Genomic DNA, 13,820 nt, shown 5'->3' on the forward strand with positions numbered 1-13,820 from the left:
CACGGAAGCGCGGTTGCAAACGGCCAGCGGAAGCGGGCTCCCTCGCGACGACGGTCTCCAAGGAAGAGTCGCGCTCATTACCGGTGGGGCGAGCGGCATCGGCCGGGCGACGGCCGTCGCGTTCGCTCGGGCGGGGGTGCGCACAGTCATCGGCCACTACCCCGGCGATCCCCACGATGCGACCTCGGCCATTGCCGCCGTGGAAAAAGCGGGCGGCGAGTGCATCGCGGTTCCGCTCGACGTGCGCGAGAGCAGTCAGGTCGATGAATTCGCGCAGGCCGCGATAGACCGGTACGGGCGGCTCGACATCGTGGTCGCCGCGGCGGGCATCGCCCGCAGGTCTCCGTTGGAGGAAATGGTCGACTCGTTGTGGAATGACACCATCGACGTGGACCTAACCGGGGTCATGCGCACGTTCCGGTCGGGTGCGGCCCGCATGACGGGCCCGGGAGCGATGGTCGCCATCTCGTCCATCGCGGGCGGCATTTATGGCTGGAGCAGTCATGCTCACTATGCTGCTGCGAAGGCTGGAGTGCTCGGTCTCTGCCGCGCTCTGGCGCTGGAGCTGAGCGACCGAGGCGTACGCGTGAACGCTGTCATTCCAGGGCTCATCGAGACGCCGCAGACTCTTGACGGCGCGAACTCGCTCGGGCGTGACAACCTCGCACGCGCCGGTGCTGTGATCCCTGTTGGTCACGTCGGAGTGGCCGACGATGTCGCCCGGGTGATCCGCTTTCTGAGCTCCGACGACAGCGGGTACATCACAGGACAGCAAATCGTAGTCGACGGCGGACTCACCGCGCGACGCGCTGATTGACATCGGCTCTCTCAAGCCATTCTCGGTGACGAGCGCTGAGCATGTCGATGCGAGGACGTTCGCCCCGGCGCGTCAACGGGGTGCCCTCAGCGAGGTAGTGCTCAAGAGCCTCACCCTCGTGGCATGCCGGGGGCTCGCCCGATGCGCGAACCACGCGCCACCAGGGGAGTCCATCCCCGTGCCAGGCCATGATCTGTCCGACGCGACGTGCCGCGTTCGATCCAAGCGCAGCGGCGATGTCGCCGTAGCTCATCACCCGCCCCGCGGGGATCGCCGCAACGATCTCGAGCACGGCAGCCGTGAACGCGTCTCCCGTCGGCGCACCGCCGGCCGGAGAACGGAGCCGATCAGCGCGACTCGCCGTTGTTCCGTTCGTCATCGCCGCGAAGCAGAGCATCGAACGAGAACTCGGCTGCAGCAGGCACGGGCCTGGGCTGCGCCGCGGCATCCTGAGCGCTCTGCTGAGCGGCCGACACCGGGGGAGCGACATCCGCCGGAGCGCTCGGCACCGACTCCACATCGGCGTCGAGCGTCATGACCTGCGTCGGTGCGTCACCCGGGGCCGAGGGCGCGGACGGTGCTGACGGCGCCGATTCGGGCGACGGAGGCGAGGCAGGGGAGTCGGGGGATGAGACGGATGCAGCGGCATCCGTCGTGATGTCTTCAGCGACCGCGTCGGCACCCGTGCCGGCCGCGAACGAGGCGTTGTGCGCTGCGGCCGCTGCCGAGACCGGCTGGACGGCCGGCGCGGCCAGGTCGATCGGGGCCGCGACGGCTTCGATCGTGTCGACCACAGTGGGTTCCGGGCTGGCGGCGCGAAGATCCACCGCGAAACCGAAGTCGGAGCTCGAGGGGATGATCGGCGTGCGCTCCGTCAGGTAGCGCTCGAGCGCACGGCCGGGGGCCTCTTCTCCGAAGAGCGGCGAACCGTCGTCGCCCGTGATGCGCCACCACGGCAGGCCTTCTTCGCGGTGCGCGTTGAGCACGTGGCGAATGGCGTCGGCGTCGGACTCAGCGAGGTCGGCGACCTTCGAGATCGCGAGCGCGCGACCAACCGGGATCGAGACGACGATCTCGACGACCCGGATCGTGAAACCCGTGGATTCGATCATTCGTCCAGCTTACTTATAGCTCGAGGGCCCCGATGTTCTCGCCGTATGCGGTTTCACCGATGACCTTGAAGCCAACGCTCTTGAAGAACTGCTCCGGCCCCTTGTCGCCCGGCTCCCAGATCACGGTGAGCCGCTTGAAGCCGCGCGACCGCGCCTCGTCGGCGAGCGCGAGCACAGCGAACCGGCCGACACCGAGCCCCTGCTGGTCGGCCGCGACGTGGATGCGCCAGATGCAGCTGCGGAAGTACTCCTGCTCGGCATCCGGATCGAAGTTGCCGCGGATGAACCCGACGACGTGGTCGTCACCGTCGACCACCACGCGCGGCCAGGAGGTCACCGGGTTGATGTATGCGTCTGCGATCGCGTACGAGGGCGGGGAGATGAACTGCTCCTGCCCCGGGCGCAGCGTGAGGCTGTTCGCCGCGACGATGTTCTTCGCCGACAGTTCTTCCAGTCGCAGCTCGGTCATGGCCACAGGGTAATCCTTCTGCCCATCTTCGCGGTGGATCTTCGTCGTCCTCGAGGTGAAGGAGCCGCCACGCTCCAAGAAGATATCTCGACACGAGCGCGCTGGAGCTTGGAGCGACGACCATTTCTGGTCGTCGCCGCGACGCCAGCGCCGATGGCCGTCTCGGCCATCGGAAGACGGCAACCCAGCATCCGCCGTGCCGGAAAAATATCTCGACATCGAGAGATCTAGCGAGGTCGCGTAACATGGTCGGCGGTCAAAGGAGAGGACTTGCCCGTGGAAAAGATCAAGGTCGAAGGCACCGTCGTCGAGCTCGACGGCGACGAGATGACGCGCATCATCTGGCAGAAGATCAAGGACTCGCTCATCCACCCGTATCTCGACCTCAACCTCGAGTACTACGACCTCGGAATCGAGCACCGTGACGCCACCGACGACCAGGTGACGATCGACGCCGCGCACGCCATCCAGAAGCATGGCGTAGGCGTCAAGTGCGCCACCATCACCCCAGATGAGGCCCGCGTCGAGGAGTTCGGCCTCAAGAAGATGTGGAAGAGCCCGAACGGCACGATCCGCAACATCCTCGGCGGCGTGATCTTCCGCGAGCCGATCATCATCTCGAACATTCCGCGCCTGGTGCCCGGATGGAACAAGCCCATCATCATCGGGCGCCACGCCTTCGGCGACCAGTACCGCGCGACCGACTTCCGCTTCCAGGGCGAGGGCACGCTGACCGTCGAGTTCACCCCGAAGGACGGCTCGGAGCCGCAGAAGTTCGAGGTGTACCAGTCGCCCGGCGACGGCATCGCGCAGGTGCAGTACAACCTCGACGCGTCGATCCGCGACTTCGCTCGCGCGTCGCTCAACTACGGCCTCAGCCGCAAGTACCCCGTGTACCTGTCGACGAAGAACACGATCCTCAAGGCGTACGACGGCCGGTTCAAGGACATCTTCCAGGAGATCTACGACACCGAGTTCAAGGAGCAGTTCGAGGCGGAGGGGCTCACCTACGAGCACCGGCTCATCGACGACATGGTCGCATCGGCCATGAAGTGGGAGGGCGGCTACGTCTGGGCGTGCAAGAACTACGACGGCGATGTGCAGTCCGACACGGTGGCGCAGGGCTTCGGCTCGCTCGGTCTCATGACCTCCGTGCTCAGCACTCCTGACGGCAAGGTCGTCGAGGCGGAGGCGGCGCACGGCACCGTCACCCGCCACTACCGCCAGCACCAGCAGGGCAAGCCCACCTCGACGAACCCGATCGCTTCGATCTTCGCGTGGACCCGTGGCCTGCAGCACCGCGGCAAGCTCGACGGCAACCAGGCCCTGATCGACTTCGCGCTGACGCTTGAAGACGTTGTCATCAAGACCGTCGAGTCAGGCGCGATGACGAAGGACCTCGCCCTGCTCGTCGGCCCCGAGCAGCAGTGGCAGACAACCGAGGAGTTCCTCGCGACCCTCGACGAGAACCTCAAGGCGCGGCTCGCCTGAGCCGAGCGCACCGCCGAGAACGGCGCCCCTCCCTCGGGAGGCGGGCGCCGTTCTCGTTTGCGGTGGGGTCGTGCGATGGCCGAGACGACCGAGCCGGGCGCCGAGACGGCGCCAGGGGCTGGCGTCGCGGCGACGACCAGAAATGCTCGTCGCTCGTGGCTTCAGCGCGCTGAGGCAAGCCTGAGCTTGCTGGAACTCGGCGACCGGTGCGCGTAGAACTGAGTCATGCGGTGGTTCGGGCAGGCGGTGCGTCACTACCCCGTAGTGGCGATCACGCTCGCCATCGGCGCGGTGTCGCTCGTGCTCACACAAACGGATGCTGCCGCCGCTGTGCCCTGGATCGTCAGCGTCTACACCCTCGCCGTGGCAGCCCGCGCGGGGTGGAGCATGGTCCGCTCGTTGCTGTCGGGCCAGATCGGGCTCGACCTCTTGGCGGTCACCGCGATCATCGCGACCGTGGCAGTCGGCGAGTACTGGGCGAGCCTCGTCATCGTCTTGATGCTCTCGGGTGGCGAGGCGCTCGAGGACTATGCCGCTGGGCGCGCGAAGCGCGAGCTCAATGCGCTGCTCGAGCGAGTGCCGCAGCAGGCGCACCTCATCGTCGACGGAGACGAGACGCGGGTTCGCGACATCCTCGTCGGCGATGTCGAGCCCGACGACGAGTTGCTGATCCGTCCTTCTGAGATCGTGCCGGTCGATTGCGAGTTGGTCAGCGCCGAGGCGACCGTCGATGAGTCGTCGTTGACCGGGGAGAGCCTGCCGGTCGAGCGACACCAAGGTGAGCTGCTGTTGAGCGGCTCGGTCAACGGATCCTCGGCGATCCGAGTGCGCGCCGCCGCCTCTGCGGCCGACAGCCAGTACCAGCGGATCATCGACCTGGTGCGCGAGGCATCCGAGAGCAAAGCCCCGATCGTGCGGCTCGCCGACCGCTACGCGCTGCCGTTCACGCTCGTCGCGTATGCGATCGCCGGTGTCGCCTGGCTGGTCTCGGGTGACCCGGTGCGATTCGCCGAAGTGCTGGTCGTCGCGACTCCCTGCCCGCTGCTCATCGCCGCGCCCGTGGCGTTCATGGCGGGGATGAGTCGTGCGGCGAAGGCGGGTGTCGTCGTCAAGAACGCGGGCACTCTCGAGCGGCTCGCCAGAGCCCGAACCGTCGCATTCGACAAGACTGGGACGCTCACTCACGGCCAGCCCGAGGTGGTCTCGATCCTGCCGGCACCCGGCACGGGTATCGGTGACGCGGAGCTGCTCCGGCTTGTCGCCTCGGCCGAGCAGTACTCGTCGCATGTGCTCGCCGAGTCGCTCATGCGTGCGGCGAACGAGCGCGGTCTCACCCTGATCGCGGCGGAGTCCGCGAGCGAGGTCGCGACCAACGGGGTGGCCGCCGTGCTCGACGGTCGTCGAGTGGTGATCGGAAAGCCGCGGTTCGTGGCCGAGAACACCGGCAGCTTCGACCCGGTCGAGCTCGGCGCCGGTGAACTCGCCGTGTATGTCGGCGTCGATGGCCGCTACGCGGGCGCGGTGGTGCTGCGCGACAGGCTGCGCCACGAGGCGCATGACACGCTCGACGCGCTCACGCGGTTCGGCGTGGCCGAGACGCTCATGCTGACCGGTGACACTGAGGCGACCGCCAGACAGATCGCCGCCCAGATCGGCATCACGGAGGTGGCGGCCGACCTGCTTCCCGAGGACAAGGTGCGCATCGTGAAGGGGGCGACACCGAAACCCGTGGTCATGGTCGGCGACGGTGTGAACGACGCGCCGGTGCTCGCCGTCTCCGACGTCGGCATCGCGATGGGCGCGCGTGGCTCGACAGCGGCGAGCGAATCGGCCGACGTCGTGGTGCTGATCGACGACCTCAGCCGTGTTGCGACCGCCGTCGCCATCGGGCACCGCACCGTAGCGATCGCGCTGCAGAGCATCTGGATCGGGATCGCGTTGAGCGTCGTGCTGATGGTCGTGGCGGCCTTCGGGCTGCTGCCCGCGATCGTCGGCGCGACGCTGCAAGAGGTCATCGACCTGGTGACCATCGTCGCCGCTCTTCGGGCGCTCGCGCCGGGTCGCGACCGCCGCTTGGCTGGCGTGAGCCAGGGTGCGGCGCCGGCGACCACGCGAGACCAGGCGAGATCGGGCGTCGACCAGGCGCTCGAGCGCTAGCGAGATGCGCCGCGCATGTGGCGCGCGAGCTTCTCCAGCTCGACGATGATCAGCACTGTCGATGCGACCGCTCCAGCACCCAGCCATTCCGCCCACGACAGCTGAGTGAGCCCGAGCAGCTCTGCTGAGACGGGCCAGCTCATCACTGCCCAGAGCAGCACGACGGCCCCCACCGCCGTTGCAAGCAGCACCTTGTTGCGGAAGGGGCTGAGCGCGAACAGCGACTTGTACTCGGCGCGGGCGCTGCCGACTTGAAAGAAGTTGAAGAGCACGAACGTCACCATCGCGAGGCTTCGCGCCCGCTGGTCGTCGTAGCCCTGGTGCAGCGCCCACCCGTACACGAGCACGACGAAGGCGCCCATCCACACTCCCGTGACGAAGGTGCGGATCCACAGCGTTCGCGAGAGCACGCCCTCGGTTCGCGAACGGGGTGGCCGATGCAACTCGCGGCCCTCCGCGGGTTCGAGCGCGAGCGCGATGTCCTGGATGCCGCAGGTGACGAGATTGATCCAGAGGATCTGCACCGGCAGGAAGATCAGCGGTTGATCGAGGATCAAGTTGATGGAGAGCGCGACGACACCGGCCACGCCGTTCGACAGCAGGAAGAACGTGGCCTTTCGGATCGCTGCGAACGTGACCCGACCCTGCTCGATGGCGTGCACGATCGTGGTGAAGTTGTCGTCAGTGAGCACGAGATCGGATGCCTCCCGGGCCACGTCAGTGCCCGACCGCCCCATGGAGACCCCGATCGCCGCGGCCCTGAGGGCGGGCGCATCGTTCACGCCGTCGCCGGTCACGGCCACGGTGTCCGGGCCGTCCTCGAGGATGCGCACGATGCGCAGTTTGTCTTGCGGCGAGACGCGCGCTGCGACATTGGTCTTCGTCAAGCGAGCAGCGAGTTCGTCATCGCTGAGCACGGCGATCTCGGCGCCGGTGAGGGGCGGGCTGGATGTCTCGATGCCCAGGCGCCGGGCGATGGCCTCTGCCGTGATCGGATGATCCCCCGTGATCATCTTCACAGCGACGCCCGCACGACGGCAGTCGGCGATGGCGGCTGCGACATCCGGCCGAGGAGGGTCGGCCATGCCCTCCATGCCGAGCAAGGTCAGCCCGGCAGGGTCGGCGAGCGCGGCCGTCGCGTCCTCATGAGGCTCCAGAACCCGGAACGCCACCGCGATGACGCGCAACCCCTCCTGCGCCATCGTCTCGTTCGCCTCGAGCACCCTGCCGGGCGAGTACCCGTTTTCCTCGCCCCAGAGCGATGTGCTCATCGCTGCCAGGGTCTCGGGCGACCCCTTGACGTAGAGCACGGATCGGCCGTCGGCTCGTCGTCGCACCGTCTGGGAGTAGCGCAATTGCGGTTCGTATGGAGTGTGAGCGACAGGATCGGCCGCGCGCTCGGTCTCATGAACGGCGCCCGTGGCGAGCGCCGCCTCCGCCATGGCCACGTCGACAGCATCCCCGTGGAGCGTTCCGTCGTGACCGCGCTGGGCTTCGTTCGTGAGCGCGCCGCCACGCAGAGTCTGCAGCGCGAGGTCGCTGAGCGGCCCCGTGGGCGACTCGAAGCCGTGCGCGGTCCAGAGTTGCTCCACCGTCAATCGATTCTGGGTGAGCGTGCCAGTCTTGTCAGACGCGATGACCGTGGTCGACCCCAGCGTCTCGACCGAGGGAAGAGTGCGCACGATGGCCCCGCGTCTCGCCATCCGGGAGACCCCGACGCTCATCGCGACCGTGAGGATGATGGGCAGCGACTCCGGAATCGTCGCGACGGCTAGCGCCACCGCAGTGCGGAACATCTCGTCGACGGCGTATCCGCTCAACAACCCGACGCCGAACACGAAGACGATCGTGGCGAGCACGATCAGTCCGATACGGCGCTCCAGTGCATGAGTGAGCTTCTGCAGGGGCGTCTTGCTCGCGCGGCCGACGACGAGGCCGCTGATCGCGCCCAATTGCGTCTCGGCGCCAGTCGCCACCACGATCCCGGTGCCGCGGCCCGAGGTGACGAACGTCCCGCTGAACGCCAGGCTGAGGCGGTCGCCCGTCGCCGCATCGGCGGCTACCGGGTCGGCCCCTTTGGCGACCGCGATGGACTCACCGGTGAGCATCGATTCATCGATGCTCAGGCCGTTGACGGCGATCAGTCTGAGATCGGCGGGCACCTGAGCGCCGCTCTCGAGCTTCACGAGGTCCCCAGGCACGAGCGCTGCCGACTCGATGACGTGCTCGACCCCATCGCGGAGCACCAGCGCATTGGTGCTCGCCAGCGATTGAAGAGCGCGTACGTCGTGCTCCGCCTTCCGCTCCTGCGCGAAGCCGAGCGCGGCATTCAGGGCGAGCACCATCCCGATCGCCGCGGTATCGACCCAGTGCTGCTGAGCGGCGGTGATGGCTGCGGCGATCGCCAGGATGGCGATGAGAGGGCTGACGAACTGTCGAGCCAGCACGCGCCACCATGGGGTCGGCGGGGCGACCGGCAGCGCGTTCGCCCCGTAGTCGCTGAGTCGTTCTTCGGCCTCCACCGCTGTCAAACCGCTATCGGGCGTGCGCAGCAGTTCCCGCACGCGCTCGCCGTCGAGCGCGTGCCATTCGGGCCGTTGCGAAGCGAGCGGTTGCGGCACCGGAGACCAACCTCCACAGCGTCTGGGGAACGCTTGCTACGAGAGTAGAGAGATCATTGTGAGCGCGCTCGGAATCCGAGCCTTGCGCTCGGTTCCGCAGTAGTGTTATTGGGCCGCACGGCCGCGCGGCCTCCAATGCGCGGTCCCCACACCATCACCAGCGCTGCGCTCTCGCGCTCACTCTCGAGGAACACTCTTGGCACTGCTCTCGTTGACCTTGCGTGCCGCGCGCCCGTACGCCGCGTGGATCGCAGCGGTCGTGGTCCTTCAACTCATCGCGACGATCGCCGCGCTCTATCTGCCCAGCTTGAACGCTCAGATCATCGACAAGGGCATCGCTTCCGGCGACCTCGAGTTCATCTGGAACACGGGGATGCTGATGCTCACCGTGTGTCTCGTGCAGGCCGCCGCAGCGATCACCGCCATCTACTTCGGCGCTCGCACGGCCATGGCTGTCGGGCGCGACCTTCGCCGTTGGGTGTACCGCAAGGTCGATTCCCTCAGCGCGCTCGAAGTGAACCGGTTCGGCGCCGCAACGCTGATCACCCGTGGCACGAATGATGTGCAACAGGTGCAGATGCTGGTGCTGATGACGCTCAACTTCATGGTGTCGACCCCGATCATGTGCATCGGCGGCATCATCATGGCGCTGCGCGAAGACCTCGGCCTGTCGTGGCTCGTGTGGGTGTCGGTGCCGACGCTCGCCCTCGTGGTCGGCGTGCTCGTCTACTTCTTGATGCCGCTGTTCCGGCTGATGCAAGACCGCATCGACGGCATCAACGGCGTGCTGCGTGAGCAGATCACCGGCATCCGCGTCGTGCGGGCGTTCGTGCGAGAGCCGTTCGAGTCGGATCGCTACCGCCGTGCGAACAAGGCGATCACCGATGTGTCGGTGAAAGTCGGCAACCTGTTCGTGCTGATGTTCCCGGCGATCATGATGATCCTGCACCTCGCCACCGCAGCGGTGCTGTGGTTCGGCGGCGAGCGGGTGGATGCCGGCGAGATGCAGGTTGGCGCCCTGACCGCGTTCCTGCAGTACCTGCTGCAGATCCTGATGGCGGTCATGATGGGCGTCTTCATGGTGATGATGATTCCGCGCGCCGTCGTCTGCGCCGAGCGGATCGACGAGGTGCTGCGTACCGAGACGCACCAGGTCGTTCCTGAGACGGAACGGGTGCCGAGCCCCACCGAGGGACGGGTCGAGTTCCGCAATGTCACCTTCGGCTACCCGGGCGCCGAACGCCCCGTGCTCGATGACGTCAGCTTCGTGGCGGAACCCGGCCGCACCACGGCCATCATCGGTTCGACCGGCGCGGGCAAGACCACGCTGGTCGCGCTCGTGCCCCGCCTCTACGATCCCCAGCAGGGCGAGGTGACGATCGGTGGCGTGCCCGTCGCAGAGCTCACCCGCAGGCAACTGGCAGACACGGTGGCCCTGGTGCCTCAGAAGCCGTATCTCTTCTCGGGCACGGTGGCGTCGAATCTGCGCGTGGGCGATGAGCACGCCTCGGATGACGACCTCTGGGAGGCGCTGCGCGTGGCGCAGGCCGAGGACTTCGTGCGCGATATGCCGAAGGGGCTCGACTCACCGATCGCCCAGGGCGGCTCGAACGTCTCCGGCGGCCAGCGCCAGCGGCTGTCGATCGCTCGTGCCCTGCTCGCGAAGCCCAAGGTGTACCTGTTCGACGACTCATTCTCGGCCCTCGACGTGACCACCGACGCGCGTCTGCGTGAGGCGCTCGGTCGCGTGACCGGCGAGGCCGCACTGATCGTGGTGGCGCAGCGGGTCTCGACGATCGTCGATGCCGACCGGATCATCGTGCTCGACGGCGGCGTCATCGTCGGCTCAGGCACTCACGAGGAACTGCTCGCCGACAACCCGACGTACCAGGAGATCGTCGAGTCGCAGCTGAGCGCGGAGGTGGTGTGACATGGCCAGGCGCATGCGCAACGGCGGCCGTCGCTCAAGCGTGGGCGGCGACACGGTGATCGACGAGACCGAGAAGGATGCGGCATCCGACGGTGCCGGTGAGGAGTTCGCGGAGGAGTTCGTGCCGACCGAGGCCGACGGCGACATGTTCGGCGGCACTCCGCCGAAGAAGCCGAAGCACTTCTGGCCCTCGGCGAAGCGTCTGTTCGGCCTGCTGCGCGCCGAGCGCGCGGCGATGCTGGTCGTGGTCGCGCTGGTCGCGATCTCCGTGGTGCTCACGGTCATCGCGCCGAAGATCCTCGGCATGGCGATGGACACCATCTTCAACGGCATCATCGGAGCTCAACTGCCCGCGGGCCTGACTCTCGACCAGGTCATCGAGCAGGCGCGCGCCAACGGCAACGGCCAGTTCGCCGACATGCTGCAGGGCACATCGGTCGTGCCCGGCGAGGGCATCGATTTCGCGGTACTCGGCCGGCTCATCATCGTCGTGCTCGCCATGTACACGGTCGCGTCGGTGCTCATGTGGTTGCAGGGCTACCTGCTCAACGGACTCGTGATGCGCGCCGTCTACGGCCTGCGGCAGGACATTGAGGAGAAGCTGAACCGGCTGCCGCTGAGCTACTTCGACACCCGACAGCGCGGCGACCTCATGTCGCGCGTGACGAATGACGTCGACAACATCCAGGCCGCGCTGCAGCAGGCGTTCTCGCAGCTCGTGCAATCGGTGCTCATGGTCGTCGGCATCGCCGCGATGATGTTCATCGTCTCGTGGCAATTGGCGCTGATCGCGCTGATCGCCCTACCGCTCTCCGGCATCATCGCCGGTGTGATCGGGGTGCGCTCGCAGAAGCTGTTCACCGCGCAATGGAAGAACACGGGAGCGCTCAACGGTCATATCGAGGAATCGTTCTCCGGGCAGGACATCGTTCGCGCCTTCGGCCGTGACCGCGAGATGCTCGAGGAGTTCGACCGCCGCAACGAGTCGCTCTTCAAGGCGTCGTTCGGGGCCCAGTTCGTGTCGGGCATGATCATGCCATCGATGACCTTCGTCTCCTACCTGTCGTATGTGCTGATCGCCGTGGTCGGCGGGCTGCGGGTGGCTTCGGGGCAGATGACGCTCGGCGACGCGACCGCGTTCATCCAGTACTCGCGCGAGTTCTCGCAGCCGATCGGTCAGATGGCGGGCATGGCGAACATGCTGCAGTCGGGTGTCGCCTCGGCCGAGCGCACCTTCGAACTGCTGGATGCCGATGAGCAGCAGCCTGAGACCGCCACCGCGACGCTGCCCGCCCGCACCGACGGCCGCGTCGAGTTCCAGCACGTGACGTTCTCGTACGACCCCGAGCATCCGCTCATCGAAGACCTCTCGTTCTCGGCGGAGCCGGGGCACACCATCGCGATCGTCGGGCCGACCGGTGCCGGCAAGACGACCCTGGTCAACCTCGTCATGCGCTTCTACGAGCTCACCGGCGGGCGGATCCTGCTCGACGGCGTCGACATCACCGACCTCTCGCGGCATGACCTGCGCTCGCGCATCGGCATGGTGCTGCAGGACGCCTGGCTCTTCGGCGGCACGATCCGCGAGAACATCCGCTACGGCCGCCTCGACGCGACCGATGAGGAAGTCGTCGAAGCGGCAGAGGCCACCATGGTCGACCGCTTCGTGCGGCAGCTGCCCGAGGGGTACGACACGATCATCGACGCCGAGGGAGGCAGCGTGTCGGCCGGCGAGCGCCAGCTCATCACGATCGCGCGCGCATTCCTCGCGAATCCGTCGCTGCTGATCCTCGACGAGGCCACCTCCTCGGTCGACACCCGTACGGAACTGCTCGTGCAGCACGCCATGGCCGCGCTGCGCACCGATCGCACCTCGTTCGTGATCGCCCACCGCTTGTCGACGATCCGCGACGCCGACACGATCCTGGTGATGCAGCAGGGTCGCATCGTCGAGCAGGGTGACCACGAGACGCTGCTGGAGCGCCGCGGTGCGTACTACGACCTCTACATGTCGCAGTTCCGCGGCGGTGAAGAAGCCGACACGGGCGCGGGCGCGCCCACCGGCGCCGTGCCGACGCTGACGGGGACCACCTCGCAGACCTGAGCGAGGGCGGATGCCGGGGGCTCGGCCTCCGGCATCCGCCGCTCACAGCTCGGCCGTGGCGCGCCAGTCGTAGACGCGCTACTTGAAGATGATGGTGCGGTGGCGGTCGAGCAGCACGCGGTGCTCGGCGAACCAGCGCACCGCCTGCGTCAGCGTGCGGCTCTCTTCGTCCTGCCCGATCGAGATGAGTTCGGCGGGACTCTGCGAGTGGTCGACCCTCACGACGTTCTGCTCGATGATCGGGCCCTCGTCGAGGTCGCTGGTCACGAAGTGGGCGGTCGCGCCGATGAGCTTCACGCCGCGGGCGTGCGCCTGCCGGTACGGGTTCGCGCCCTTGAAGCCGGGCAGGAACGAGTGGTGGATGTTGATGGCGCGGCCCTCGAGCGCATCGCACAGCTCCGGGGAGAGGATCTGCATGTAGCGGGCCAGCACGACGAGTTCGATGTCGTGCTGCTCGACGACCTCGAGGATGCGTCGCTCGAAGGCGGCCTTCTGTGAGGCATCGGTCACTGGCGCCGATTCGAACGGCACTCCGTAGAATGCCGCGAGCTCGCCGAGGTCTGGATGGTTGCTCATGACGAGCGGGATCTCGACCGGCAGTTGGCCGGCACGCTGTCGGAAGAGCAGGTCGTTGAGGCAGTGCCCCGCCTTGGAGACCAGCACGAGCGTGCGGAGTGGACGCCCGACGACGTCGAGTGCCCAAGTCATGTCGTAGCGCTCCGTCACCGGCCGAAGCGCCTGTTCGAAGTGCTCGCGGTCGGTCGAAGACTCCACCTGCAAGCGCATGAAGAAGCGCCCGGTGTCTTCACTGGAGAACTGCTGCGACTCCGTGATGTTGCCCTCGGCCTGCACGATGGCCCCGCTGATGGCGTGGACGATTCCCGGCTGGTCGTCGCAGACGAGAGTGAGGATCCAGTGATTGGGCCAAGGCGCTGCGGCGGCGGCCGCGTGAGGGGCAGTCGAGGTCACCCCTCAAGGGTATTGGCTCGGAGGGGCGGCCGAGGCCTCGATGGTGAATCATTGCCCTGCTAGGGTTTCTGCTGGTACAAAAAATACCTGGGGTCTTCGGCAACGGTCACGGAAGTCGCTTCCGGCAACGTTCCAACAGCGGGGTCCAGT

Annotated in this window: 10 protein-coding genes; 5 read left to right on the top strand and 5 right to left on the bottom strand. The window is 67.2% G+C overall.

Annotation, left to right across the window (positions count from 1 at the left end):
- Positions 1-13 precede the first annotated feature (13 nt).
- Complete coding sequence (locus tag QF206_RS06695) at positions 14-817, top strand: SDR family NAD(P)-dependent oxidoreductase (protein ID WP_281488434.1); 804 nt, start codon at positions 14-16, stop codon at positions 815-817.
- On the opposite strand, the gene QF206_RS06700 is transcribed toward QF206_RS06695, so the two are convergent.
- The 3 genes from QF206_RS06700 to QF206_RS06710 are packed head-to-tail and all read right to left on the bottom strand — an operon-like array spanning position 795 to position 2,398.
- Complete coding sequence (locus tag QF206_RS06700) at positions 795-1,196, bottom strand: MGMT family protein (RefSeq protein WP_281488435.1); 402 nt, start codon at positions 1,194-1,196, stop codon at positions 795-797. The two genes, QF206_RS06695 and QF206_RS06700, sit on opposite strands and share 23 nt — an antisense overlap.
- Positions 1,165-1,929: an MGMT family protein gene (locus QF206_RS06705; RefSeq protein WP_281488436.1), complete on the bottom strand. Its 765-nt coding sequence runs from the start codon at positions 1,927-1,929 to the stop codon at positions 1,165-1,167. The genes QF206_RS06700 and QF206_RS06705 overlap by 32 nt, the downstream gene beginning before the upstream one ends.
- A 13-nt stretch (positions 1,930-1,942) precedes the next feature.
- A complete protein-coding gene (locus QF206_RS06710; RefSeq protein ID WP_281488437.1) occupies positions 1,943-2,398 on the bottom strand; it encodes a GNAT family N-acetyltransferase in 456 nt (151 codons plus the stop codon).
- Between the two features lie 276 nt (positions 2,399-2,674).
- Between QF206_RS06710 and QF206_RS06715 the strand changes: the two genes are divergently transcribed.
- Both QF206_RS06715 and QF206_RS06720 read left to right on the top strand, forming a co-directional pair.
- A complete protein-coding gene (locus QF206_RS06715) occupies positions 2,675-3,889 on the top strand; it encodes an NADP-dependent isocitrate dehydrogenase (RefSeq protein ID WP_281488438.1) in 1,215 nt (404 codons plus the stop codon).
- A gap of 225 nt (positions 3,890-4,114) precedes the next feature.
- The gene (locus tag QF206_RS06720; protein WP_281488439.1) at positions 4,115-6,046 is read left to right on the top strand and encodes a heavy metal translocating P-type ATPase; all 1,932 of its coding nucleotides are present in this window, start codon (positions 4,115-4,117) and stop codon (positions 6,044-6,046) included.
- Here the strand turns inward: QF206_RS06720 and QF206_RS06725 are convergent.
- Complete coding sequence (locus QF206_RS06725; protein ID WP_281488440.1) at positions 6,043-8,667, bottom strand: cation-translocating P-type ATPase; 2,625 nt, start codon at positions 8,665-8,667, stop codon at positions 6,043-6,045. The genes QF206_RS06720 and QF206_RS06725 overlap by 4 nt on opposite strands.
- Positions 8,668-8,863: 196 nt before the next feature.
- Between QF206_RS06725 and QF206_RS06730 the strand changes: the two genes are divergently transcribed.
- Positions 8,864-10,597: an ABC transporter ATP-binding protein gene (locus tag QF206_RS06730; protein ID WP_281488441.1), complete on the top strand. Its 1,734-nt coding sequence runs from the start codon at positions 8,864-8,866 to the stop codon at positions 10,595-10,597.
- A gap of 145 nt (positions 10,598-10,742) precedes the next feature.
- Positions 10,743-12,701: an ABC transporter ATP-binding protein gene (locus tag QF206_RS06735; RefSeq protein WP_281488599.1), complete on the top strand. Its 1,959-nt coding sequence runs from the start codon at positions 10,743-10,745 to the stop codon at positions 12,699-12,701.
- 78 nt (positions 12,702-12,779) lie between these two features.
- On the opposite strand, the gene purU is transcribed toward QF206_RS06735, so the two are convergent.
- Positions 12,780-13,670 (bottom strand): formyltetrahydrofolate deformylase, encoded by an 891-nt coding sequence (gene purU, locus QF206_RS06740; protein WP_422785366.1) that lies wholly within the window; start codon positions 13,668-13,670, stop codon positions 12,780-12,782.
- Positions 13,671-13,820 lie beyond the last annotated feature (150 nt).

Origin of the sequence: Ruicaihuangia caeni (genome assembly GCF_029952955.1) — a bacterium.
Classification (GTDB): Bacteria; Actinomycetota; Actinomycetes; order Actinomycetales; family Microbacteriaceae; genus Ruicaihuangia; species Ruicaihuangia caeni.

Bases quoted from the DNA above. Each gene is read 5' to 3' on its own strand.
- QF206_RS06720 (WP_281488439.1), top strand. From the start codon at position 4,115: ATGCGGTGGTTCGGGCAGGCGGTGCGTCACTACCCCGTAGTGGCGATC.
- QF206_RS06710 (WP_281488437.1), bottom strand. From the start codon at position 2,398: ATGACCGAGCTGCGACTGGAAGAACTGTCGGCGAAGAACATCGTCGCG.
- QF206_RS06735 (WP_281488599.1), top strand. From the start codon at position 10,743: ATGTTCGGCGGCACTCCGCCGAAGAAGCCGAAGCACTTCTGGCCCTCG.
- QF206_RS06705 (WP_281488436.1), bottom strand. From the start codon at position 1,929: ATGATCGAATCCACGGGTTTCACGATCCGGGTCGTCGAGATCGTCGTC.
- QF206_RS06700 (WP_281488435.1), bottom strand. From the start codon at position 1,196: ATGACGAACGGAACAACGGCGAGTCGCGCTGATCGGCTCCGTTCTCCG.